The organism is Niallia sp. Sow4_A1 (genome assembly GCF_052116745.1).
GTDB classification, from domain to species: Bacteria; Bacillota; Bacilli; order Bacillales; family Cytobacillaceae; genus Niallia; species Niallia hominis.
This window is the reverse complement of record NZ_JBQKKM010000015.1, coordinates 1-25459: the sequence shown is the minus strand read 5'-3', so window position 1 is coordinate 25459 and position 25459 is coordinate 1. Positions and strand designations below refer to the sequence as shown.

General features: G+C 36.3%; 21 protein-coding genes and 2 pseudogenes. 14 read left to right on the top strand and 9 right to left on the bottom strand.

The window, feature by feature from the left end:
* Window positions 1-13: 13 nt before the first annotated feature.
* A pseudogene (locus ACTQ5K_RS10260) lies at window positions 14-232 on the top strand (IS66 family transposase); the annotation flags it as partial.
* Between the two features lie 319 nt (window positions 233-551).
* The gene (locus tag ACTQ5K_RS10255; protein WP_236691830.1) at window positions 552-2285 is read left to right on the top strand and encodes an IS1182 family transposase; all 1734 of its coding nucleotides are present in this window, start codon (window positions 552-554) and stop codon (window positions 2283-2285) included.
* A 156-nt stretch (window positions 2286-2441) separates the two neighbouring features.
* Here the strand turns inward: ACTQ5K_RS10255 and ACTQ5K_RS10250 are convergent, their stop codons facing one another.
* The 5 genes and pseudogenes from ACTQ5K_RS10250 to hxlA form a co-directional block, all read right to left on the bottom strand.
* Window positions 2442-2882, bottom strand: coding sequence for an Hsp20/alpha crystallin family protein (locus ACTQ5K_RS10250; RefSeq protein ID WP_031538339.1), 441 nt, complete (start codon window positions 2880-2882; stop codon window positions 2442-2444).
* A gap of 354 nt (window positions 2883-3236) precedes the next feature.
* Window positions 3237-5685, bottom strand: a pseudogene (locus ACTQ5K_RS10245) (Tn3 family transposase); the annotation flags it as partial.
* Between the two features lie 856 nt (window positions 5686-6541).
* Window positions 6542-7528: a Gfo/Idh/MocA family protein gene (locus ACTQ5K_RS10240; RefSeq protein WP_031538338.1), complete on the bottom strand. Its 987-nt coding sequence runs from the start codon at window positions 7526-7528 to the stop codon at window positions 6542-6544.
* Window positions 7529-7886: 358 nt separating this feature from the next.
* Window positions 7887-8444: a 6-phospho-3-hexuloisomerase gene (gene hxlB, locus ACTQ5K_RS10235; protein ID WP_031538337.1), complete on the bottom strand. Its 558-nt coding sequence runs from the start codon at window positions 8442-8444 to the stop codon at window positions 7887-7889.
* A gap of 8 nt (window positions 8445-8452) precedes the next feature.
* Window positions 8453-9085, bottom strand: coding sequence for a 3-hexulose-6-phosphate synthase (gene hxlA / locus ACTQ5K_RS10230; protein ID WP_031538336.1), 633 nt, complete (start codon window positions 9083-9085; stop codon window positions 8453-8455).
* A gap of 203 nt (window positions 9086-9288) precedes the next feature.
* On the opposite strand from hxlA, the gene ACTQ5K_RS10225 reads away from it, so the two are divergent.
* The 8 genes from ACTQ5K_RS10225 to ACTQ5K_RS10190 all read left to right on the top strand — a co-directional run bounded on the left by ACTQ5K_RS10225 (window position 9289) and on the right by ACTQ5K_RS10190 (window position 19178).
* Complete coding sequence (locus ACTQ5K_RS10225; RefSeq protein ID WP_031538335.1) at window positions 9289-9654, top strand: winged helix-turn-helix transcriptional regulator; 366 nt, start codon at window positions 9289-9291, stop codon at window positions 9652-9654.
* 474 nt (window positions 9655-10128) lie between these two features.
* Window positions 10129-10293, top strand: coding sequence for a hypothetical protein (locus tag ACTQ5K_RS10220; protein WP_155986760.1), 165 nt, complete (start codon window positions 10129-10131; stop codon window positions 10291-10293).
* Between the two features lie 96 nt (window positions 10294-10389).
* Window positions 10390-11862, top strand: coding sequence for a glucose-6-phosphate dehydrogenase (gene zwf / locus ACTQ5K_RS10215; protein ID WP_031538334.1), 1473 nt, complete (start codon window positions 10390-10392; stop codon window positions 11860-11862).
* Between the two features lie 198 nt (window positions 11863-12060).
* Window positions 12061-12954, top strand: a complete 894-nt coding sequence (gnd, locus tag ACTQ5K_RS10210) for a phosphogluconate dehydrogenase (NAD(+)-dependent, decarboxylating) (RefSeq protein ID WP_031538333.1) — start codon at window positions 12061-12063, stop codon at window positions 12952-12954.
* 346 nt (window positions 12955-13300) lie between these two features.
* Window positions 13301-13792, top strand: coding sequence for a hypothetical protein (locus ACTQ5K_RS10205; protein WP_031538332.1), 492 nt, complete (start codon window positions 13301-13303; stop codon window positions 13790-13792).
* A 240-nt stretch (window positions 13793-14032) separates the two neighbouring features.
* Window positions 14033-15370 (top strand): glucose-6-phosphate isomerase, encoded by a 1338-nt coding sequence (locus ACTQ5K_RS10200; protein ID WP_031538331.1) that lies wholly within the window; start codon window positions 14033-14035, stop codon window positions 15368-15370.
* A gap of 204 nt (window positions 15371-15574) precedes the next feature.
* Window positions 15575-16159, top strand: coding sequence for a recombinase family protein (locus ACTQ5K_RS10195; RefSeq protein ID WP_031538330.1), 585 nt, complete (start codon window positions 15575-15577; stop codon window positions 16157-16159).
* Window positions 16160-16229: 70 nt separating this feature from the next.
* The gene (locus tag ACTQ5K_RS10190; protein ID WP_441993901.1) at window positions 16230-19178 is read left to right on the top strand and encodes a Tn3 family transposase; all 2949 of its coding nucleotides are present in this window, start codon (window positions 16230-16232) and stop codon (window positions 19176-19178) included.
* A gap of 137 nt (window positions 19179-19315) precedes the next feature.
* Here the strand turns inward: ACTQ5K_RS10190 and ACTQ5K_RS10185 are convergent, their stop codons facing one another.
* On the bottom strand, window positions 19316-19600 hold the full coding sequence (locus ACTQ5K_RS10185; RefSeq protein ID WP_031538328.1) for a hypothetical protein: 285 nt from the start codon (window positions 19598-19600) through the stop codon (window positions 19316-19318).
* Between the two features lie 183 nt (window positions 19601-19783).
* A complete protein-coding gene (locus ACTQ5K_RS10180; RefSeq protein WP_031538327.1) occupies window positions 19784-20098 on the bottom strand; it encodes a helix-turn-helix domain-containing protein in 315 nt (104 codons plus the stop codon).
* A gap of 173 nt (window positions 20099-20271) precedes the next feature.
* Between ACTQ5K_RS10180 and ACTQ5K_RS10175 the strand changes: the two genes are divergently transcribed.
* Entirely contained in the window at window positions 20272-20877 is a 606-nt protein-coding gene (locus tag ACTQ5K_RS10175) for a recombinase family protein (protein WP_031538326.1), read from the top strand.
* Window positions 20878-21175: 298 nt separating this feature from the next.
* The gene (locus ACTQ5K_RS10170; RefSeq protein WP_031538325.1) at window positions 21176-21706 is read left to right on the top strand and encodes a DUF6944 family repetitive protein; all 531 of its coding nucleotides are present in this window, start codon (window positions 21176-21178) and stop codon (window positions 21704-21706) included.
* A gap of 227 nt (window positions 21707-21933) precedes the next feature.
* On the opposite strand, the gene ACTQ5K_RS10165 is transcribed toward ACTQ5K_RS10170, so the two are convergent.
* Window positions 21934-22857, bottom strand: coding sequence for a multicopper oxidase family protein (locus ACTQ5K_RS10165; protein ID WP_201781406.1), 924 nt, complete (start codon window positions 22855-22857; stop codon window positions 21934-21936).
* A 14-nt stretch (window positions 22858-22871) separates the two neighbouring features.
* Window positions 22872-23696 (bottom strand): hypothetical protein, encoded by an 825-nt coding sequence (locus tag ACTQ5K_RS10160; RefSeq protein ID WP_201781405.1) that lies wholly within the window; start codon window positions 23694-23696, stop codon window positions 22872-22874.
* 318 nt (window positions 23697-24014) lie between these two features.
* Here ACTQ5K_RS10160 and ACTQ5K_RS10155 point away from each other — a divergent pair, with 318 nt between their 5' ends.
* Complete coding sequence (locus ACTQ5K_RS10155) at window positions 24015-24590, top strand: recombinase family protein (protein ID WP_026677826.1); 576 nt, start codon at window positions 24015-24017, stop codon at window positions 24588-24590.
* Between the two features lie 280 nt (window positions 24591-24870).
* Window positions 24871-25335, top strand: a complete 465-nt coding sequence (locus ACTQ5K_RS10150) for a hypothetical protein (protein WP_109768765.1) — start codon at window positions 24871-24873, stop codon at window positions 25333-25335.
* Window positions 25336-25459 lie beyond the last annotated feature (124 nt).

Here is a 25459-nt window from a genome sequence, read left to right as displayed (position 1 = left end):
TTAAACACATAAAAGAAAAAACTGGCTCTTTTCCGTCAGTGAAGTTGGTGCAAAAGCCAACGCCATCTGTTTAAGTATCGCAGAAATGGCAAAAGCAAACGGAGTGGATTTCTATCGTTATCTCTTGAAGTTACTGACAGATTTTCCGAATCTTGATATCTATCCACATTCGGAAATTTTAAATCAATATATGCCTTGGTCAAAAATGATTCAAGCAGAATGTGGCAGATAAAATGAAATCACCGTATATCTGATTAAAAAAATCATGATATACGGTGATTTATGATGCGTACGGTTAAGGTATGCTTATTTTTTATAGTTTGGGCTTACAAAAGAAAAGGGGTTGTCCGAAAAGTGAGTAAAAGCTAATTTTTCGGACCCCTTTTTTTATCTTTTTTCTAAAAAAATGCACAAAAAAAACATCCTTTTTAGTAAAATGAAGTTACCACACAACATTAAAAGAAAGGATGATTTTTTTGTGCAATCAAATGATTACTACTGAAAATTATAACACGCAAATGACATTACTTCCAGTTCTAGAAGGGAATGAGATGGAGAAAAAAAACAATAAAAGGCAATTATCCCCAACGTTCAAACCTTACAACAACCGTCAAATCCAAGCAATTTTTGATTTAGAATCCTTCATTCCAGCTCATCATGTGGCCCGTGTGATAGATGAAATGGTAGAGGCTGTTTCGGACAAAATTCTATTCTCCCATTATAAAGGTGGAGGACGAAGCTCTTATCATCCTAAAATGATGCTTAAAATCATTCTATTTGGCTATTCTCAAAAAATTTATTCTTGCCGTGGGATCGAAAAGCTGATTACAGAAAACATCCCAGCGATGTGGCTAGCTGCGATGCAACAACCTGATTTCCGTACCATTAATGAGTTTAGAGGAGTACGGTTGAATGTTTTGATAGACGAGCTATTTGAAGTGATGATTCTAAAACTAATAGAAGAAAACTACATCACAATGGAAAACTACTTTTTGGATGGGACCAAAATCGAGGCCAATGCCAATAAGTATACTTTTGTATGGAAGAAATCAACCGAGAAATTTGAAGCTAAATTAAAAGAAAAAATTCAAGAAACCCTTCAACATATTCAGGAACTAACCCAATTGGAAGCTGGTATGATCCAAGGAGAAGTTCTTCTCAACGAAGACCACACGATACCTACTCTAGAAAGTGTAGCGGAGAAACTCGAGGAGAAAGTAGAAACGTTAACAGAGGAAATCGAAATAGAATCTTGTACACACATCCGTAAAGAAAAGCGAAAAGAACGTAGTACATTAAAGAAGTCAGTGAAGTTAATCCGACAGGATTTCATCGAGCGACTTGCCAAATATAAGGAACAGAACGAAATCTTTGGCGAACGAAACAGTTATTCAAAAACGGACAAAGATGGCACCTTTATGCGAATGAAAGAAGATCCTATGAAAAACGGTCAGCTAAAACCAGGATACAATGTTCAAATGGGGACAGAAAATCAATTTATCCTATTCTACTCGATTCATCAACGCCCAACTGACACACGTTGTTTTATTCCACATATGGAAAAGCTCGCCTCTACATCATTACCGATGCCTAAAACCGTCATTGCCGATGCAGGTTACGGAAGCGAAGAAAATTATGTTTATGCGGTAGGAGAAGAAAAAGAGCTACGTTTTGATTTTCTTATTCCTTATGGTTCCTACCTCCATGAACAAACACGTAAATTCAAAAATGATATCAAAAACGCTAAAAACTGGACTTATATGGAACAAGACGATTATTTTATTTGCCCAAATGGAAGGAAGGTTCTCTTTAAAAAATATCAAACCAAAAAAAATCGCTACGGTTATGAACAAAGTTTCAAAATCTATGAATGCGAAGACTGTACAGATTGTCCCTTGAAGGCCCAGTGCACAAAAGCCAAGGGAAATCGGCAAATTCACTGGAATACGATTTTTGAAGAAATGAAAACCAAAGCGAAAACAGCCCTTGAATGTGAAGAGAAGACCGCAATCTACGCTCGACGGAAAATCGAAGTAGAAAGTGCGTTTGGTCATATTAAGGGCAATCGGTCGTTCCGCAGGTTTTCGTTGCGGGGGCTCGATAAGGTTCATGCCGAGTTTGGGATTGTGGCATTGGCCCACAACCTATTGAAAGTAGCGGGCATCCGCCAGCTACTTTCAAAAATAAAACAACAGAATAGAAAAGCAAGAGGAGAAAAACGAGCCTTTTTCTCCTCTTGCCTTATTTTAGGGACTTTTCGGACAGCCCCTGGTAGGAATTTTTAATATTATTAGTCAGCTCATTTAAAATAATTTTTTTCTTTGCCTGAGGTAAATGGCAGCTTAAAATTAGCAAATCAACTAGGTCAGGTTGTTCCTCAGCAATTTCCTGTAAGTAATCCCTGCCAAACTCTTTCATAACAGGTAGCAAACTGCTCATTTTTAATGGAAATCCACATCAATTCTCTTTTTATTTGTTTGAGTTTGTTTAGGCATGATAACTTCTAGTACACCATCCTTATAAGAAGCCTTTATACCTTCCTCAGAAACAGGAGTTGGTAGTGTAATAGCTCTGTGAAAGCTACCTGTGTATCTTTCTCTCCTATGCATATTCTCTTCTTTAATCTCATTAGTTCTGTTAATTGAGCCACTAATTCTCAATACATTATTTTCAATATCAATGTTTACATCTTCTTTACTCTGTAAGCCTGGAATGTCACAAGTTGCTACTACCTCTTTATCTGTTTCATGAACATCCACTCTTATATTCCCCAATTGATTCATTTCATTGTCTAAATGAAAAGGGAAATCATTGAATAATCTGTCAAAATCTCTCCTAATGTTAGTTAATTGTCTAAATGGATCATAAGGTATTAATGCCATTTGTATCATCTCCTTAGTTATTTTTAACAAATATATTTTTCCCATTTACTATGTAATTATTCATTTAAGGGATAAGCTGAGTCAGTTTTAGAAAAGCATCCTATTACAGAAAAAGGAGAGCCTAATTAGCTCTCCTCAGTGTCATTAGTTTTAACCTCATATCCAAAAAGCTGTGACCTTTCTTTAGACCCAAGATGGGATTCTAACTCGAGAAAGCCTCCTTTAGCTGTTATTGAAGACAATGCAGCGAACGTTACTTCTTTATATAAATCCTCATTTGGGGGTAGCGTCAGGAAAATGCGAATTTACAACGCTAAGCCCATTTTCAAGACGATTCCCCCAGTTTTAACAACGTTAAGAAAGTTTCAATGGTCTTAAAGAATCTAACGAGACCATTTTCTCCGAATTAAAATGGTATTCTCCAAGTAAATTAATATGTTCCCAACCTAGAGGTGACATATGGTGCAATAATTCTTCATTAAAACTACCTGACCGTTTTTGATATTCAACTGCCTTTGTTAGATGTAAAGTATTCCAGATACTGATGGCATTGATAATGATGTTTAAGGCACTGGCCCTTTGCAATTGATGCTGTATGGTTCGTTCCCTAAGCTCGCCTTGTTTTCCGAAGAAAATAGCTCTTGCCAGTCCATTCATGGCTTCTCCTTTATTCAATCCTTTTTGTATTTTTCTTCTTAATGATTCATCCGAAATATAATTCAAAATAAAGATCGTTTTTTCTATTCGGCCCATCTCACGTAAGGCTGTAGCCAAGCTGTTTTGTCTTGAATAAGAACCTAATTTCCCCATAATAAGGGATGCTGAAACTGTTCCTTCCCTTATAGAATGAGCTAATCGCAAAACATCCTCATAATTCTCTTTAATGACCTTTGTATTTATTTGTCCACGTAAAATGACTTCTAATTTTGGATACTCACTTGCCTTATCTATTGTAAATAATTTCGAGTCTGATAAATCTCGTATTCTTGGAGCAAATTTAAATCCTAATAAATGGGTCAGTCCGAATATTTGGTCTGTGTAACCAGCCGTGTCTGTATAATGCTCTACTATATTTAGATCCGTCTCATGGTGTAACAAACCATCCAAAACATGAATCGCATCCATTGAATTAGTATGAATAATCTTTGTGTAATAAGAAGAAAATTGATCACTTGTAAAACGATAGATGGTGGCTCCTTTTCTAGTTCCATAATGTGGGTTTGCATCTGCATGTAGCGATGAAACGCCTATCTGCATTCTCATACCATCGGACGAGGATGTTGTACCGTCTCCCCAATAAGAAGACAATTGCAATTTGTGATGAAAATTTACTAATACGGCTTGGGCTTTATTCATTGCATCTTCATACATGCGCCATTGTGATACATTGGCCAATTGCTTATATGTAAGTCCGGGTGTTGCTTCAGCCATTTTGCTTAAACCAATATTCATTCCCATTCCTAAAAGAGCAGCCATAATAATAATTGTTTCTTCTTTATCCGGTTTTCGATTATTGGAAGCATGAATAAATTGCTCATGAAATCCTGTTATATAAGCAATATCCATCAGTAAATCGGTTAATTTTATTCTTGGTAGCATCTGATACAGGCTTGCACTAAATTTTTTTGCTTCTTCTGGAACATCTTTTTCTAAGCGTGCAATTGACAGCTTTCCTTTTTCAAGAGAAACCCCGTCTAACTTGTTGGAATTGGTAGCTAACCACTTTAACCTTTAGGCTGCTGGTTCTCTCCGTCATATAATCCTCGAATGATAAACTAACTGATAATCTTGTATTCTCCTTCGTTTGATTCCATGTATCTTCTGAAAACAAATATTCTTCAAAGTCTCTATATTGTCTGCTGCCAACAATGGAAACATCTCCTGCCCTAACATGCTCCCGAAGTTCTGTTAAAACAGCCATTTCATAGTAATGACGATTGATTGTTGTACCATCATCCTCGTATAAATGCTTTTTCCAACGTTTTGAAATAAAATCCACAGGTGAGTCATTAGGCACTTTTCGCTTTCCGGATTCGTTCATTCCACGGATAATCTCAACAGCTTGTAAAAGTGGTTCATTTGCTTTTGTAGAATGAAATTCCAATACCCTTAATAGCGTTGGCGTATATTTTCTAAGTGAATAAAATCGTTTTTGCAGTAAGTCTAAATAATCATAGTCGGCAGGGCGTGCAAGCTCCTGAGCTTCTTCGACCGAAGAGACAAAAGAATTCCATTCGATAACGGATTCTAAAACCTCAAAAACGTCTAATTTTTCCTTTTTTGCTTTGATTAAAGCTTGTCCGATGTTCGTAAAGTGTATAACTTTCTCATTCAGCTTTTTACCGTTTTGTTTCTGAATTTCCTCTTGAGCCTTACGGCCTTTTGATAACAGACTAAGTATTTGTCTATCATGAATTTCAAAAGCTTTATCCGTTAACTCTTGAGTAAGATGTAATAAATAGACGGTTAATATCGAATATCGCTTATTTTCTTGAAAGTCACGGAATGCATATGGCTCATATCTTGAGCCTAAGCGAGATAGTTGTAACAGGCGATTGCGATGCAAATGACTAATTTGTACCGTTTCTAATTCCATTCCTCGTATGTATTCGAGTCGTTCTATTACTTTTAGAAATGTTTCGGGTGAAGGATGACCCGGCGGTTCCTTTAACCAACCCAATATCGTTTTATTGGATTCGGATGGATGCTGCGAAGTAATGATCTCTTCAAGCTTTCCTTTTTGTTCATTTGTAAGAGATTGACTAACAGTATTAAACAGTTTCTTTTCAGCCATTGCCCTTGCTGTCACTTTAGGAGGTAATTTGCGCTTATTTTAAGTGCTATTTTGCACATCTGTTCATTTACAATCAAGTTGTTGAATCTTAATACTTTAAACACAGATAACACCGTTCTAAATGTAGAACGGTGTTAAAAAATAGTTGTTTAACTTTCTTCATCCTGTACCCATTTATCTCAAAATAAATAACAATAAAGTCGTTTAAAAACAAAGAGTTCTTCCACTATTTCGCCCGATTTGTTGAATAGATTTTTCATTATACATAACAAGAAATAATGCGTAGTAGACACAAGAAGCGCTACTGATCGGCGGCGCTTCGGACACAAAATGTTCAGTAAAAAAACCGACGAGATTGCCGGCTTCTACAAAATTAATGATCATTCATAAAATATAAAAATCAAACTGCATAATTTTGTTCGTCGGCTGAAGCTTGTGTAAATGCACCTTTAAGGGGTACGACCGAGGTACTTGTAAAAAAGGGTCATAGCATGGATTTTTTTTACATTTACAACCCTTTTTACTCTGTAGGGTAGGGTGGGGTCAGAAAAGTGCGGTTGTTGGTAGGATCCTAATAGGGGTAGTGTCATTGTTGCTACTCCTATTAAGGAATACTTAAACTAAATCACAAATTAAAGAAGAAACACATCTTAAAAAATGAGCATTGAACCTTTGCATAATAAGCAAAAGTCCTTTAAAATTTGTTAGCCGGGTAGAAAATGCTATAATGCTCTTATAAAAAAGAATGGATGCAAAATAGTTTAGGTAAGTTCTAAAACGATTTCTTTTATTCTTCGACAAACAGGCCAGATTCGTAATTTCTCAAGAGAATAATACAAGTCGCTGTAGGGGTTTTTGTGTTTTTTCACTTATGATCACTTTGATATACAAGACCTATTTCATCTCTCACTTTATCCAACACTTGTATCGTGGTGTATGAATTTTTATATGAGTTAGTATCAGACTCTGTTTTTCCTCGGTTGATTAATTCAATAAATTCTTTCACTTCGTAATACATAGCTGGATGAGATTGGTCGACTGTTAATTGTTCAACCGTGCCGTCAGTGTAGTGAATTTCTACTTTTTCAGCCGTATGAATCTTATCAATCATGATACTTCCTTTTTCGCCTTGAATTTCGCTTGGTAAATAAGAGTTCGTTATTTTGGAATACATCACAATCGCATCTTTATCATCATATTTTAAGATGACGCTACCTTCACCATCCACACCCGAATCAAGCATAATGCCAGTTGCCTTCACTTCTTTTGGTTCACCAAATAATGTAATAAGTGGATACAAACAATAGACACCAAGGTCCATTAATGAACCGTTCGCAAACTCTGGATTGAAGGCATTAAGGACAATTCCTTCTTTGTATTTATCATAACGAGATGAATACTGACAATAGCTTGCAAAGTATCTACGGATAGGACCAATTTTATGTAAATTATCTTGAATGACCTTGAAGTTTGGAAGTAATGTTGATTTCATTGCTTCCATTAATAGGGCGTTATGATCTTTTGAGGCTTGAATCATCCTCGCTACTTCGGTTGCATTAACAGCCAGTGGCTTTTCACATAACACATGTTTGCCATTTTGCAAAAATAAAATAGCTTGTTCTGCGTGATATGAATTGGGAGTAGCAATGTACACCGCGTCAATTTCTTGACTAACTGCCATTTCTTTTAGGTTTGTAAATATTTTTGTTACTCCATATTTACTTGCAAATTCTTCTGCTCTACTAATCGTGCGAGAATAAACAGCAGTTAGTTTAAAATCTTCTACATCATTTGCTGCTTCAAGTAATCTTTCTGTAATCCAATTAGTACCGATTACGCCGAATCGAACCATTTATTCAACCTCATTCCTTTGTTTTATAAAACGAAGAGTTTTGTTTACTACACTTATGAAGCGTTTTTCATCGCCAATAGGATTTTATTTTCCCATAAAAAAACTTATATAGACATGGGGCCTACCAGTGAAATATTGGTGATAACCCAAATAGGGCTCATACTGTGAGTGATGGCTAAATTCTTGGCTGTGCCCCACCCAAGAATGATCTCTGATCCGGCCATAGAAGGGACTGAATCAGAGGCTATTTTTTCTTTCCTGTATGGACTGTGTTATTTGTAATATGCAGTAAAGACCGCAATTCATAAAAGAAATAAATGCGGTCTTTACGATGTTTCCATATTTTTTAAAGTGTACTCTATTCGAGATTGGCATGTTTGCCGTACATTTTAGTAGAGTCTAAGCCTTTTTTTTCCATAAAACGCAAGATCAATGCATCATAAAATAATAACATCGTTTGCTCAAAAAGTGACCCCATTGGTTGTATGGTCTTGTATTCACTTTCAGATTGATCTTTCGGTGATCCAGGCAATTTAATGATAATATCAGCTAATTTTCCAATCGTGGAGTCAGGGGAAATCGTTACAGCTGCGACCGTCCCACCTAAACTTTTTGCTTTTTCAGCGATTGAAACCAAGGTTTTCGTTTCACCTGAACCTGAACCGATGATCAACAAATCACCTTTTTCTAAATTTGCTGTTACAGTTTCACCGACTACATAAGCATCGATCCCCATGTGCATCATTCTCATCACGAAAGATTTGCCCATAAATCCAGATCTGCCCGCACCTGCAACAAAGATTTTTTTGGATTCCAGAATCTTATTAACCAACTTCTCTGCTTCTTCGTCAGAGATTAAGTCGACTGTCCGACTTAATTCTTGAACGACTTCAGCTAAATATTGAGTAGTTTTCATAGTTATAATTAACCTTGTTTAATTAATTCTTGCATTTTAGCTGCAACTGCTTTTTTATCGTCTTTGCTTGTGATACCGCCACCTACGATGACAAGATCTGGTTGTACTTTAATCACATCTGGAAGTGTTTCTAATTTGATTCCGCCTGCAATAGCAGTTTTCGCATTTTTTACAACGCTCTTAATGGTTGCAAGGTCTTCGAAAGAATTTTTTCCTACAGCTTGAAGGTCATAACCTGTGTGAACGCAGATATAATCTACTCCTAGTTCATCCAGTTCTTTCGCACGACCTTCAATGTCTTTAACTGCGATCATATCAGCAAGGATTTGTTTACCTTGTTTTTTTGCTTCTTCTACAGCACCTTTAATGGACTCGTCTTCAGCTGTACCAAGAATGGTGATGATGTCAGCGCCTGCTGCAGATGCTTGGCTAACTTCATATCCAGCTGCATCCATGATTTTAAGGTCAGCTAATACAGTTAAGTTAGGGAAGGCAGCTTTCACTTCCTTTACTGCTTTAAGGCCTTCATTAATCACAACCGGCGTGCCGATTTCTACAACATCTATATGATTTTCTACTTCTTTCACCAATTCAATGGCTCCTGGAATATCTACAAGATCTAATGCTAATTGTAATTTCATTTATTACTCGCTCCTTATATAATAGTATATTGTGCCGTATAGCTTTCTTTTGCACAGTGTTATTGTATCCAATTGATAGCTATTTACTAACGGTATGATACTCAGTATACTGGGTATGTTACTAAATTAAAAGTATGCACTTTTTTATCATATAGTAACAAAAAGTATACTATGGGACATAATAAGGGTTGGAGGTGAAATGAATGCCGAATCTTGGGGAAAAAGTGTTTAATTGTGAAAAAGAATTGACTCTTTCGATTATTGGTGGAAAATGGAAAATGTTGGTATTGTGGCATCTAGGAAAAGAAGGAACCAAACGTTTTGGTGAACTAAAGGCCCTCATGCCGGGTATCACTCAAAGAATGCTTGTTAATCAATTGCGCGAACTTGAAGACCATTTGATTGTTCATCGTGAAGTCTATCCTGTCGTTCCACCAAAAGTTGAATACTCACTCACTGAGTATGGAAGAAGTCTGATGCCTATTCTGGATGCTATGTATGACTGGGGTAAAGATTATATTGAGAATGTATTGGAAAAAGAAACAGAAAACAAATCGTCTATTCAGTAGAAAAAAGTGTTTCTCCTAGGGGTTCGAAAAAGTGTAAAAAAGTTCATATACTAACAAACCACGGTTAGCTATCTTAATAAAGATGCTGTCCGTGTTTTTTTATATCTCTACGTATTTAAAAGGTTGAAAAAACACAACATTTAAACACAACATTTAATAAAAGAATCAGTTACTAAAAAGCCAAGGGCAGCGAATCTTGTATAATCGCTGTCCTTGGCTTTTCACTCTTGGTATTGGATTCAAGTTTATAGTATTATTTTTAACACTATGTTATACCAATGTATCTATATGTTAATAAAGTGCGTACTTTCAAAAATATAACATACGTAATATACTGATTTTGCTCAAGTAATAGCGAGCTTAAAGAATACTACCAAACCTTAAGGGAATACTGCTACAAGCATGGTGAGATGAAGTGAAACTTCATTTAATAATTTATACATGTTGTTGCTTTTTACGAAAGGAGAGATCCGCATGGAAAGGTTCAAAACTAAGCAGCGAAAAGTTTGTGAAAGATGTCTAATCATCACCATAAATAATGAAACCTGTCCAAAATGTGGACATTCTCAATTAAGAGATATCATTATTACCGGACAAGCTGGGAGAAATAAACGAAACTTACATCCAAAAGTAGGATAACGCAATAGCGAAAATCCTTGTTGTTTTGTAGGGAAAACGAAGAAAATCAGACATTTTTCTATTTGAAAATGCTTTGAAAAAGTGGAGGAATGAAAAGTGGATTCTATGACGTTTGTCTTATTTGGGGCAACTGGGGATTTAGCTAAGCGAAAAATCTACCCTGCCTTGTTTAATTTATATTTGAATCAAAAATTACCAGATTCTTTTTTGATCATTGGTGTAGGAATAGACGAAATGTCTGATGTTGATTTTCAAAACCATGTAACAGACTCGCTATACACTTTTTCTAGACACTTGATAAATGATAAATCCGAAAAACAAGAGTTTGTAAAGGCATTTCGTTATTGCCAGTTAGATTTCACGAATGCTGAAGGGTATAAGAAGTTAGTTGAAGTCGTTCAACAAAATGAAAAAGACCAGAGTATTGAAGAGAATCGAATGTTTTATCTTTCTGTTGCTCCTGAATTCTTTGATGTAATTGCTTTGAACATCAAGGAGAGTGGATTAGGCTCGACAAAAGGATGGAAACGATTAATGATCGAAAAACCATTTGGGCGTGATTTAAAATCTGCTCAAGATTTAAATGAAAAACTAAGCAAAGCTTTTGAAGAAGACGAAATTTTCAGGATTGACCATTATCTTGGAAAACCGATGGTTCAAAACCTTGAAGCTTTAGAATTTGCCAACCCTGTGCTGCAATCACTATGGAACAATCGGTATATTGCCAATGTGCAAATAACGGCTAGTGAAACGGTTGGTGTAGAAGAGAGAGCTAGTTATTATGAAAAAGCAGGGGCTATTCGTGATATGGTCCAAAATCATATGATGCAGCTGTTGATGATGACGGCCATGCATCAGCCAAAACAGATGAGCACGAACGATATCCGTACAGTGAAAAGAAAAGTTATGGACTCTCTTCGGCCTGTACAGAAAGATACTGTAGGTATCCACGTTGTTCGTGGTCAATATGGACCGGGGGAAATAAAGGGTAAACCTGTAGTCGGATATTTAGAAGAACCTGGAGTGAATGCTTCTTCCACAAACGATACATTTGTGGCTGCTCGTTTATGGATTGATAGTTCATTCTGGGATGGGGTGCCATTTTATATCCGGACAGGAAAAAGAATGAAGGAAAAGTCGACGCGGATTGTGATTGAATTCAAGAATCCAACGAAAAATGTGTATACTAACGAGAATCAATTTGCAGAACCCAATCTATTAGTTATCAAAGTAAGTCCAAATGAGGGTGTGTCGATGCAATTAAATAGCAAAAATTTAACAAATGGAAATTTGGAGCCGATAATTGTTGACTTCTCAGCAAGTACAAAAGACATACCAGAAGCTTATGAACTCTTAATATTCGATGCTCTGCGTGGGGACTCTACCTTCTTTGCTCATTGGGACGAAGTTGAATTATCTTGGAAATGGGTACAGCCCGTTTTAGAGGCGTTTGAGGAAAATGCCCTTCCACTCCACCTATATCAAGCCGGTTCGATGGGGCCACAAGCTGCTTCGCAATTATTGGAGGAGGATGGTTTTAAATGGTGGGAAACCAGGGGGGGAGTTTAATCCGCACCTCCCTGGAAGGCTATTGGTATGAAGAGAGCAAACCGAGGTTGGATTTGACAGATAATTGTTACGCGATTTACCCAAGGAACTTAAAGTATTTGTTGAATCCTTATGGTTCCATAAGGAGACCATGAAGAACAACAAATGGGTAGCATAATAATACACGCTATTTTTTGTAATTTAAAGGAGGAAACTCAAGTGAAAGTAGGATTAATTGGATTAGGGAAAATGGGTATGAACTTAGGAAAAAACTTAATTGACAATAAACACCGTGTAATGGCGTTTGATCTAAATACAAATACTATTGAAGAAATTAAAAAATATGGAGTTGAAGGAGCATCCAGTTTACAAGATCTTGTTCAATCATTAGAAAAGCCACGAGTTGTTTGGATAATGGTCCCACACTCCGTCGTTGATTCAGTTATTAGTGAAATCACACCATTTCTAAGTGAAGGAGATATCGTCATTGAAGCTGGTAATTCGCATTATAAGGAATCCATTCGTCGTTACGAACAGTTGAAGAAAGTTGGAGTGAGCTTTATGGATGCCGGTACTTCTGGGGGGATGGAAGGTGCTCGCTATGGTGCTTGTTATATGATTGGTGGAGATCCTGAAGCATGGAGCATTGTCGAGCCGATTTTTAGAGATACAGCTGTAGATAATGGGTATTTATATGCTGGGAAATCTGGTAGTGGCCACTTCTTAAAAATGGTCCACAATGGAATAGAATACGGAATGATGGCCGCCATTGGTGAAGGATTCGAAGTCCTGGAAAAAAGCGATTTCGATTTTGACTATGAAAAAGTGGCACGGGTGTGGAATAACGGTTCTGTCATCCGCTCATGGCTCATGGAATTGACAGAACGCGCATTTTCTAAAGATGCAAAATTAGATGAAATTAAGGGCATTATGCATTCTTCTGGGGAAGGGAAATGGACAGTTGAAACCGCTTTGGATCTTCAAACAGCTACCCCTGTTATCGCTATGTCTTTACTAATGCGTTACCGTTCATTAGACAATGATACATTTACAGGTAAAGTGGTAGCTTCCCTTCGTAATGAATTTGGCGGACATGCTGTGGAAAAATCATAAAGTCATCTGCTGTATATGTCTTTCGTTAAAATGAGCCGGAAATTCATTGGATTTTTAGTTTGGTATATCCCAAAAATTGGTAGATTTACTTAAGTCGTTGATAGTGCTAACTATGTTGATTGAAGCGGAAGGAGCGAGACTCCTCGAAAATGCATTCACATTTTCTCGTGCGGTGCCTATTCACGGATGATGATTCAACGTCCTGTGGGAAAAACAGGACAAGGGAGACCCCGCAGCCGCACAGCGCCGAGGAGGCTCCCGGCTCGCCCGCGGAAAGCGAGCACCTGGAGCCAACAGACAAGTTTAACAGAGCCAAAAAAATAAAACAATATTGAGGTGTGACATCATGAACGTATTGGATGCAAAAATCATTAACACACAATATGGTTTAGAAACCTATTTAGACATGGTGAAGAATATCGAAGTAAAAGAACTCCATTCTCCATCAGATAATGAGCCCTTTTATGAAATAGTATTAGGGATAGAGTATTTTCTTCTAAGGGACGGAAAATACTATGATAGTGAAAGGAATTATTTTCGGATTCAAATGAGCGAAGATTTTAATTCAATCACGTTAAGAGAGACAGATACCGAAAGTTTATTTGCTGTCAAAACCGAACACGAGAGAGACTCAACTAAGCTACTGGTTGGAGAATGGCTTATAAAAACCAATGCTTTCAAGCAAGTAATAAGTGAACTGATCCAACAAAAGAAAATGGAGAATGTTCAAAATGAGGGAGACACTCGAAAAGTATTAGGAACGATAAGATTCTTGGAAATATTACTTGAAATCAAAACAGAAGACATACTAAGTGCCGATGTAGAGAGGGACCATTGAGTTTTCTTAATACTAACTATCTTTTAATGTACGCTATTGATAATTACACGGTCCCACTAAGGATTTTTCAAAATTGAAAAGGGGGAGTTTAAATGTGTTTTTAAAAACTTCCCTTATATACTGTAGAAAAGGAGAATGCACTAACATGAAACGTTTTACTATGCCGAGAGATCTTTTTTACGGAGAAGGATCTCCGATTGAAGCAGCTAAGCTAAATTTGATTGAAAGGGGAAGTAATGTATGACTATTTCGTTTGATTACTCCAATGCATTAGCATTTATGAAAAAGAGTGAAGTAGATAATCTAAGTGAATTTGTAAAAGTGGCTCATAAAATGCTACATGAAAAAACAGGCCCCGGCTCTGATTATCTTGGTTGGGTCGATTTGCCACTAAACTATGATAAGAGTGAATTTGAAAGAATTAAACAAGCTGCTGAAAGAATCAAGAAACATTCAGACGCAATGGTTGTAATTGGTATTGGTGGTTCGTACCTGGGGGCAAGATCGGCTATAGAATCTCTGTCCCATAGCTTTCATAACCAGATGAACAATAAGACACATGTTTATTTTGCCGGTCAGAATATCAGTTCTACTTATATATCTCATTTATTTGAACTATTAGAGGGGAAAGATATCTCTGTTAACGTCATTTCTAAATCAGGAACAACGACAGAGCCAGCCCTTGCTTTCCGTATTTTCCGTGACTATATGGAGAAAAAATACGGAAAAGAAGAGGCGAGAAAACGTATTTTTGCTACTACAGATCAGAAAAAAGGCGCATTAAAAAAGCTTGCGGACGAAGAAGGATATGAAACGTTCGTTATTCCGGATGATGTTGGTGGAAGGTATTCTGTGCTAACAGCAGTTGGTCTCTTACCAATTGCCGTAGCAGGACTTGATATTGATCATATGATGGAAGGGGCAGCAGCAGCAGCCCGTAAATACAACAATCCTGATTTATTGACAAATGAGAGCTATCAGTATGCTGCGGTCCGAAATGTACTCTACAATAAGGGAAAAGCAATTGAAGTGCTTGTTAACTATGAGCCCTCCCTTCACTACGTATCGGAATGGTGGAAGCAGCTGTTTGGGGAAAGTGAAGGAAAAGATCAAAAGGGGCTATTCCCTGCTTCCGTTGATTTTTCAACGGATTTGCATTCCATGGGGCAATATGTACAAGAAGGTCGACGAAACCTTTTAGAAACGGTTTTACAGATTAAGAAACCTCGAATTGAAGTGACTATTCAGGAGGATCCAGAAAATATTGATGGATTAAACTTCCTGGCAGGTAAGACGATGGATGAAGTCAACAAAAGTGCATTTCAGGGTACCCTTATGGCCCATATAGATGGAGAAGTACCTAATCTCGTGATTGAACTGGATGAAATGAATGAATACACTTACGGTGAGATGGTTTACTTTTTTGAGAAGGCATGTGGGATTAGTGGCCATCTATTAGGAGTTAACCCATTTGACCAGCCTGGAGTCGAAGCATACAAGAAGAATATGTTTGCTTTACTTGACAAACCTGGTTTTGAAGCAGAAAAAGCTACTCTCATGGAGCGTTTATCAAAATAATTATATCTGATTGGTTTTGTATTAATAAAAAGATTGTTACCAAAAACCATATTTTTTGTAACAATATTTATGAGAAATACTGATGCTTGATTTTACTAATTTTATAGGTTACCAAAAATAATTACCAAAAGTTTTACCAAATACTTTTACAAAAATGATGTCTCTTGTACAATTAGATTATTAAATTGTGCAGGAGGCTTCTTTATGATAATCGGTTATGCTCGAGTTTCGACAGTTGACCAAAATTTAGACCGACAAATTATATTACTTTCTGAGTACGGCTGTGAAAAAATGGTTCAAGAGAAATTTACTGGGACTACAAAGGATAGAGATGGACTTAACTCATTGCTAGATGTAATAAGGAAAGGTGATACCGTTGTAGTAGAAAGTATTTCACGCTTAGGGAGAAAAACACTTGATATTCTTTCTATTATTCAGCAATTCGAGGATACTGGTGTAAAGTTCGTTTCTATTAAGGAGAACATGGATACAAGAACATCAACAGGAAAAGCCATGTTTCAAATGATGTGTGTCATCGCAGAGTTAGAAAGAAATTTAATTGTAGAAAGAGTTAAAGAAGGGTTAGAAGCGAGTAAAAGAAGAGGAAAAAAACTAGGAAGGCCTAAAGTGGATCAAGGGAAAATTGAAATAGCCTTGAGGATGTATGACAGTAAAGAATACTCGGTAAAAGAAATTGTAGAAGGTACAGGACTTTCACAGGGATCATTATATCGAGCGATTAATAAAAGAAAACTAGAGAAGCAAATTAAAAATCTCTTATATTTTTAGGGAATTATGTGACGGACTAGGGCAGCTACTCTGTCACCACCCCCAACTTAATTTGAATGGAGTTGGTAATTTGGCATCTATAGAACGTACGGCTTATCCAAGATTTAAAAAACGTCCTACTTCAAAAGAACTTCGTGATGTTTACTCCCCTACACCTGAAGAAAACCAATTTGCGCATAAAGTTGCTAGAGGACCTGTTTCAGTTCTAAGTCTATTAGTTATGTTAAAGTCTTTCCAACGACTTGGTTACTTTCCTCTACCGAAAGATATTCCTGTAGAGATCATGATTCATATTCGGACCTGTTTGAATCTCTCTGCTAGTGTTGAACCGAATTACAATAGTAAATCAATTTACCGACATCAAAAAGCAATTAGAGATTACCTCAATGTACGTCCTTATGGAAAAGAAGCCTTACATATTGCAACTACTTCAATTTATAAGGCTACACAGGTAATGGACAATCCAGCCGATCTTATCAACGTATCCATTGAAATATTAATAAAAGAAAGGTGTGAATTACCTGCTTTTAGTACATTAGATCGATTGGCTCGTCGTATAAGAACATTAGTGAATCACCAGTTATTTAATTCAGTATTTTCAAAATTGACTCCTGAAATTGAGCGAAAATTAGATCAATTACTAGTTACTAAAAATGATAATCGGACTTCTGAATATAACTTATTAAAAGAAATTCCAAAAAGCGCAACACTTTCGCATATGAAAGAAATACAAAATAGGTTACTTCTGTTAACTGATTTTATAGAAGAAATTGATAGCTTACTAGAGGATATTCCAAATTTAAAAATTAAACACTTCGCTTTAGAAGCAAAAGCGCTTGATGCATCAGAATTAAAAGACTTTAATTTAGCTAAAAGATATATGCTGCTACTTTGTATGATTTATCGCTCAAAAATTTCAGCTATAGATAGTTTGGTAGAGATGTTTCTCAAAAGAGTCAGAACTATACATAACAAAGGCAAAGAGGAGCTAGAACTTCTTCGAGAAAAACATAGATCAAAAACTGAAAATCTTATATCTGTTTTGGCGGAAGTCTTAAATGCCACAAGTATAAATGAGAACGATACCTTGACTGGTCAGAAAATAAGGGAGTTATTAGGGAGAAGAGGTGGTATCGACGCATTAAAAGAAGATTGTGAATCAATTTCATCATATAATGGCAATAACTACCTTCCTCTTTTATGGAAGTTCTATAAAAGCCACAGGAAAACTCTTTTTAGATTGATTAGTATGATTGAAATTAATTCAACCACACAGGATCAATCACTTTTAGAAGCTTTACAATTTTTACGTGATAATGAGAACCGAAAAATTGAAAATCTACAAATAGATTTGGATCTTTCATTTGCTAGTGAACAGTGGAAAAAAACGATTTATGTACCTAAAGAAAATAACTTAATCCATCGTAAACACCTTGAAATCTGTATTTTTTCCTATCTTGCAAGCGATTTAAAAACGGGAGACCTTTGTGTAAAAGGATCAGAGAATTTTGCTGATTACCGTGAACAGCTCCTTTCTTGGGATGAGTGTAAACCTATGGTAGATGAATACTGTAAGGAACTTGGCTTTTCTTCAAATTCAGGGGATTTTGTTCAACAATTAAAGCTCTGGCTAGGAGATACTGCACAAAAAGTAGATTTAAACTACCCTGATAACGGCCAGGTAATCATTAATGAAAATGGAGAACCAACGTTGAGAAAAATAATGAGAAAAGAACAACCTCAGACAAGTAAGGCGTTAGAGGTAGTTATTTCTCAACGTTTACCTGAACGAAATGTCTTAGATATTCTTTGTAATGTAGAACATTGGACAAATTGGACACGGCATTTTGGACCATTATCTGGTTCAGATCCTAAGCTTGAAAATGCAATGGAACGTTATATCATTACTTCTTTTGGATACGGATGTAATTTAGGACCAACACAGACTTCTAAGCACATGAAAAAAGAAGTAACCCCACACATGATTTCATTTGTAAATCGGCGACATATTAATGCATCTAAAATAGACGAAGCTATTCGTAATATTTTAAATCAATACAATCAATTTAGTTTGCCTAGACTATGGGGTGATGGAAAAACGGCTGCTGCAGATGGAACAAAATTTGATCTCTACGAAGAAAACTTAATCTCTGAATACCACATTCGATACGGAGGTTATGGGGGGATTGCATATCATCATGTTTCAGATACTTATATTGCACTCTTTAGTCACTTCATTCCATGTGGAGTTTGGGAAGCAGTTTATATTATTGATGGTTTGCTGAAAAATAAATCAGACATTCAGCCCGATACGTTACATGCTGATACGCAAGGTCAATCAACGCCTGTTTTTGCACTTGCACATTTATTGGGGATTAATTTAATGCCTCGTATTCGAAATTGGAAGGATTTAAAATTTTACAGGGCTGATAAGGACACAAAATATCACCACATTGATCAGTTGTTTAGTGATACCGTTGACTGGGACCTAATTGAAACACACTGGCAAGATCTGCTCCAAGTGGTTCTTTCTATAAAAGCTGGTAAAATATTACCCTCTACACTACTTAGAAAACTAAGTAACTATAGTAGAAAAAACCGATTATATCAAGCTTTTAGGGAATTAGGAAGGATTGTAAGAACTGTATTTTTGCTTAAATATATTTCTGATATAAAACTAAGAGAGCAAATTGGTGCTAGTACAAACAAAGTCGAAGCATATAACGGCTTTTCCAAATGGCTATTTTTTGGTGGCGATGGGATCATTTCAGAAAATGATCCAGAAGAACAAGAAAAGCGAATTAAATATAATGATTTAGTTGCCAACGCAGTAATATTCCAAAATGTATGTGATATAACACTTATTTTGTGGGAACTTTCTAAAGAAGGCTATGTATTTTCAAAAGAAGATATTGTCATGCTTAGCCCTTATCTGACTAGGCATATAAAACGTTTCGGAGACTATATGATCGATTTAGAAAATATTCCACAACCAATCGAGGGAGATATTCCTGTATAGTATATAAGAAAGTAAAGAGCAAGAAAGGGTTATAAATGGTAAACAATACCATACTATGACCCTTTTTTACATGTATCTCGGTCGTACCCCTTTAATAATTTGATTATTAGTACTCCTTGCTATCTTGTGATAAAAACCTACTGCTTTCTGTTTGTTCCCATTTCCTTTTTTGTTACTTTTGTTAATTCAGTTGTTAATTTGTCAATTTGCTGCTGCATCTTTTCAAACTTTTCATCTAATTCTTTTTGATCTTGTTTTTCTTTTTCTGAATTAATGATTTCCTCATCTATAACTGTTATCGCTTCTATAGTTGCAATGCCTTCTTCAATAGTAGTAAGAATAGCAGTTATTAGGGCAAGTCTAAGGCTAGAACTTATTGGCGATTGATCACTTTGTTCTGACTTTGAATTGGTATTATTCATATAATTGCCCCCTTTATCTGACATTGTTAGAAAGGTTTACATTAAACCTATGCTTTAGGTTCTGTAGTAATACATTTCCTTTGAATATTACTTACCTTGAATAAAATAGAAAAATAAAGGAATTTCAATTAGCAATTAATTGCGTAGTTCGTAGAGATTGTAAATCATTATCTTCACACCAAGCTAGTGTTCTTCGGTAAATGGAAGTAATTGAAATACCTTTGTTGGACAAGAATATTTTTTTACTTGGTCTTGGATTGCTAGGTCAACTTTCACTTTGCTCTTATCAGTTCTTTTCATTCGAACCAGTCCTCTTAAACCTAGTTCTTGATATTTCTGAATCCAATAACGCAAAGTGCGAATTGAAATGTTTTCCTCAACGCTAATCTTTTCTAAATATTTTGGCTTTTGTAAATATGGATAGATAATTAAATATTTTCTGTGTGCTTCCTCTAGTTGTATTTCTGTACATTGAGTTAAAGAATTTATTTTTTGCATTGTCTTTTGTCACTCCCTTTTTTTGGATTCCTGTCCATTGTTTCATATTTTTTATTCAATGTCTATTTAGGGTAAACCTTAAACAACCACTTAAGCATTATTGTTAAGATTAGGTTTTAAGTGTATGATTAGGGTGTCTATTAAATAGATTTGTAAAAGGAGAAAATTACGAAATGAAAGTTGCTTATGCTAGAGTTTCTACTGAAGATCAAAATTTGGAACGGCAAATTGAAAACTTGAAAAGTTTTGGCGCAGAAAAAATATTTACAGAGAAGAAATCTGGTGCTGCAGTAAATAATCGAGAGCAATTCCAAAAAGCTCTTGATTTTGTTCGTGAAGGAGATTATTTCATGGTTGAAGCAATTGATCGACTAGGAAGGAACTACAATGAGATTATTGAAACGGTTACTACTTTAAAAAATAAAAATGCAGGTTTGATCGTGACGAGTATGCCTATCTTAGCTGAAGCTATTGGAAACCCCTTGTTGGACCGATTTATGAAAGATTTGATTGTTCAGATTTTGGCGATGGTTGCAGAAATGGAACGGACAGAAAGTAAACGTCGTCAAGCCCAAGGTATAAAAATTGCCAAAGAAAAAGGAGTTTACAAAGGGCGTCCGTTACTTTATTCACCTAATGCAAAGAATCCACAAAAGCGATTAGTCTATCAAGAAGTCGTAAGAATGTTGAAATCCGGAACCCCAATTAAGCAAATCGCAGAAAAAAATGCCATTACTCGATCAACTGTTTATAGGATTAAAAAGGAGCTCGCAGAATAGAAATCTACGGGTTCTTAAACTATTTAATAGTAGTAGCGTCAGGAAATGCGGATTTACAACATTAAGGAAATTCAAATATAAAAAAAGCCTAATTTCTCGGTGTTGTAAGTGAGAAATTAGGCTTTTTTTACTCATGAAAAGCGCCCGATTGCTGAATAACTTAACTTCTATACATAAACACCCCCAAATTTTTCTCCCTACAACAAACTATTTTTTTTGCCATTTATCTAATTTTGGATACATCTGTAACAAAGCAAACTATAAATGTTTACAATAATTAAAAGAAGGTGTTCAAGTTATGGATAATGAACTGAAAGCAACGTTTGGTTCTTGGGTCCAAGCGATTGGAACAACCCTTTCAGCTATCGGAGCTACACCTTCCAAAAATATTTCCGATACTCTGCTTGGAGATTTAAATCTATGGGGAAATGTATTACAAGCAACCGGAAATTCATTAGTAGCAGATAGTGAAAAAAACTTTACCCTTGAAAAGATAGGCAACGAAATTCAGGCAATAGGAAATTCAACGGTCATTGTAGGGATATTAATAAATTTTAGCGAAAAAACAAAAAAGGAATTAAACATAAAAGGAAATTTACTTCAAGCAGTTGGTGGTGGAGTATCTCTTGCTGATGCTCTAGGCCGTGAACCTACTGTAAAAGAGCTTTACAGCATATATGGAAACCTTCTACAAGCAATTGGTAATGCATTACAAGCACTTTCAGGTATCAACGAACTAAGGAACAGGGAGGGGCAAGAACTGAATGTGGTCGGAAGTTGGATCCAAGCCATCGGTTCCATCATTTCAGCTTTAGGCCAAAGTAAGTAATTTTGAATATATAGTTTACATTGTAATGGAAAAGCGTATTTAGCTTGGATAATAAAGGAGATAAAATATGGATATCGAATCTAGTTCTATCTCCTTTTTGGGTATTTATTACTTAAATAGTTACAGGAATTACTTTTGGTAAGCTAGCGGAATAACTTATATTTCGAGTTCACCTTACTTTGCCAAAGAACAAAATTTATTTTGACCATGTTTATTTTTTTAGATCTTTAAGGCAATACCTTTAACGGTCTCATCATTTCATTATCCTCGTGTTCAAGCATATGGCAATGCCATACATATCCAGGCCCAAGGCTAGGGTCGAATGGAAAGGGACTGCCATCCTGGGAAGTAAACCGAACTCTTATCGTTGTCACTTCTCCCGCATTCATTTGTATGGTATCCTTCCACCCTTTCTCATTGAGTGGAGGTGCAATAGGTTGACCTTGTAAATATGCGTCTATTGGTGGTGTCTTAGGCTTAACAAAATAAGGTGGGGTGCTAGGAGGCGTCGTTTGATTTAGTTGCATCCAGTCTTTCAAATAAGCGTCAGAATGGAATTTCTGGCGGCTAACGAGCAGGAACTGAACGAGATGAAGATGGATTGGATGGGTGTCATCGGTAAGGTTAACAACTTGCCAATCTTCTGTCGTTCCTGCCTGAGGCAGCTCAGAAACGGGATTACCCCACAGTTGGCCATCTAACGTAACTTTCAAGGGACCATTAGGACCCTCCAGTTCGAATAAAGTCAAAGTTCTCGTTTTTGTTGGCTTTAATTGAGGAATGCTGTTAAGAACAGGTGGCAATTTCTTTGGCGGTAAGACAGTTTCATTTATGACTGTAAATTGCATAATTTGACCAACAGTTTGTGGGTCTGCCGGTGTTCCATCAGGGAACGGGGCGTTAGCAGTATTCGTTAAAATAACGGTTGTACCAGGAGCTAAAGTAGAGAAATCAATAAGGATATCTGCTCGTTCTGCCGGTGAAATCAAAAGTGAGGAAAGTTCTACAGCTTGAGGTAAATAACCTCCATCGGTGCCAATCTGGATAAATTTCTGTTTATTGGAAAGCTGTAAACGATAAAAACGAGCATTTGAACCATTCAGAACACGAAAACGGTATTGTTGAGGTTTGACATTAAGGTTCGGCCACACCTTACCATTCACCATTATCGTGTTTCCAAAAACTCTGGTACCACATAAGGATGAATACTTGGGTTAGCCCCCATATGATCATAGAAAAGAGAACCATCAGTATTAAAAGATCGGTCCTGAATGTTGAGTGGAATCTCATTTTCTCTACTAGGAAGAAACGGGACAATGGGGTCATTCATATCACGGAGCAAATAGAACCCTGTAAGCCCGGCGTAATTATTCAATCGAGTCATTCCCATGGTATGGTCATGATACCAAAGAGCTGTAGGCTGTTGTACATTGGGGAATGTATAGGTATTAGTTATGAAAGCCATACCGGTCCTTCCATCTGCAGTAAACCAAGCATCAGGATAACCGTCAAAATAAGATGGATGCTCTCCTCCGTGCAAATGAGGGACAATAGGTACTGGTTGCTGTGCTAGGGGAAATCCTGGTGGAAATGATGGAAATGGTGGTAGAGGAACTGACATGGAATTTGGATTTGCCCAATCGAGTGTCGGATCAACCGGAAGAAAATGGGGACCAGTAATGTTGTTTATCCATTGAACATGTACAGGAATTCCTCGAATGGCTTCAAATGTGGAACCTGGAGCACTTTTATAGTAAACCGCTCTTCCCGTGTACGGGTCCTGTATCATACCACTGTAACCAAAAACTTTCGTGGTACCGAATCCAGGCGGTAAGATTTGCTGCTGGAATTCACTTGCTTCAATTTTATACGCATGCCCGATCACTTCACCAGATATTGGCTGTCTAAGAATAGTAGGCATATATACCGGTGGGATAACGAGTTGATTTACGAATTTAGGAATCCTTTTAGGATCTAAAGGTTGTACCATTTCATCCTCTCCTCTTCATATCACTACGGTATATGCAGGAAAGGAGCATTTCATGCGTATATTCATACTAGAATAATCTATTTACTTGAAAACGTTCCTCAACAATCTGGCCCTTTAATGGAATATCATAACTGTTGTTTTAACCACTTAATTTTAAGTTGAAGAACTTTATTTTAACTTATCAGCTATCATTTTAAGATAACTTTTTTATTACTTATAATGCAAAATAGCGATTAAAATTGGTGCAAAATAACGTCTAAAGTGACAATCATAGTTAAGAGCGTCTCATAAGACTTGTCTCAAAAACGAGGTGATATTTTGCGGAAAATCGGTTATATACGTGTTAGTTCGACCAGCCAAAATCCTTCAAGGCAATTTGAGCAGCTAAATGAAATTGGAATGGATATTATATACGAAGAAAAAGTTTCTGGAGCAACAAAGGATCGCGAGCAACTTCAAAAAATGTTAGAGGATCTACAGGAAGATGACATCATTTATGTTACAGACTTAACTCGAATTACTCGTAGCACACAAGACCTATTTGAATTAATCGATAACATACGGAAAAAAAAAGCAAGCTTAAAATCACTAAAAGATACATGGCTAGATTTATCAGATGATAATCCATACAGCCAATTCTTAATTACAGTAATGGCTGGTGTTAACCAATTAGAGCGAGATCTTATTCGTATGCGACAACGTGAAGGGATTGAGTTGGCTAAGAAAGAAGGAAAGTTTAAAGGTCGGTTAAAGAAATATCATAAAAATCACGCAGGAATGAATTATGCAGTTAAGCTATATAAAGAAGGAAATATGACTGTAAATCAAATTTGCGAAATTACAAATGTGTCTAGAGCTTCATTATATAGAAAGCTATCAGAAGAGAACAAATAGTCCTTCCTTACCCCATATTCCAGAAAAGGCCATATAGTTGAATAAATAACTTTTTGTCACGTGATTTTTGATTCCATCACGAGTGATTTCTTAAAAGTTAACAACTATTTTTTGAATGAGCTGCATTTTTCAACGAAAGGATGAGCTTCTAACCGTTAAAAGTAAACATATTCAGCTTGTGGTGCATATACTGGATTGGTCCTTTATATAGGGTAGTAAATAAGATATCTAATCCTTTATTCTTCAGAACATAAACTTTAAATTTAGGGGGAGATTAGTATTGCAAACTGCACAGCAAACAATGGTTAGTATTCCATTCCCATCAGTATGGGGTATCCATGCTGCTATAGCTGGTAAACCAATCGTTTGGGGCGTACTCAACATTAACTCTATTACAGATAACAGGGTAATTGGTACGGTTAATTTTCGTGGTACACCTATTCCTATTAGTGGATATTGGGATGAGAATACTAAACAGATAAGATTTGATTCACCTTATGCTATGTTCTCCGGTACATTAACTATCATTGATGATGCTACAATTAGAATTCGACATTTTATTTTAAATGGACGATTTATTATGAAACCTCCTTCTTTACAAGCAGGCGAATACGGAACATGGATTGCTACAACCGATAGAGCTCTTACCGGATATCCCGTAATTAGTGGTACCTTGCCCCCTGTTGGAGTCTTTTTAACATCAAATATACTTAGTCAGCTACAGCAGAATTATGTAAGATTTTAGGTTTAAATGGAATAAATGTAAAACGGACCTCCATTTTTGTTTTTCGATCCATTTCCAACGTTTAAATTCCTGTGACAAAATAAACTAATTACAAAATTATTTTGGGTGTCTCATAAGAAAAGGT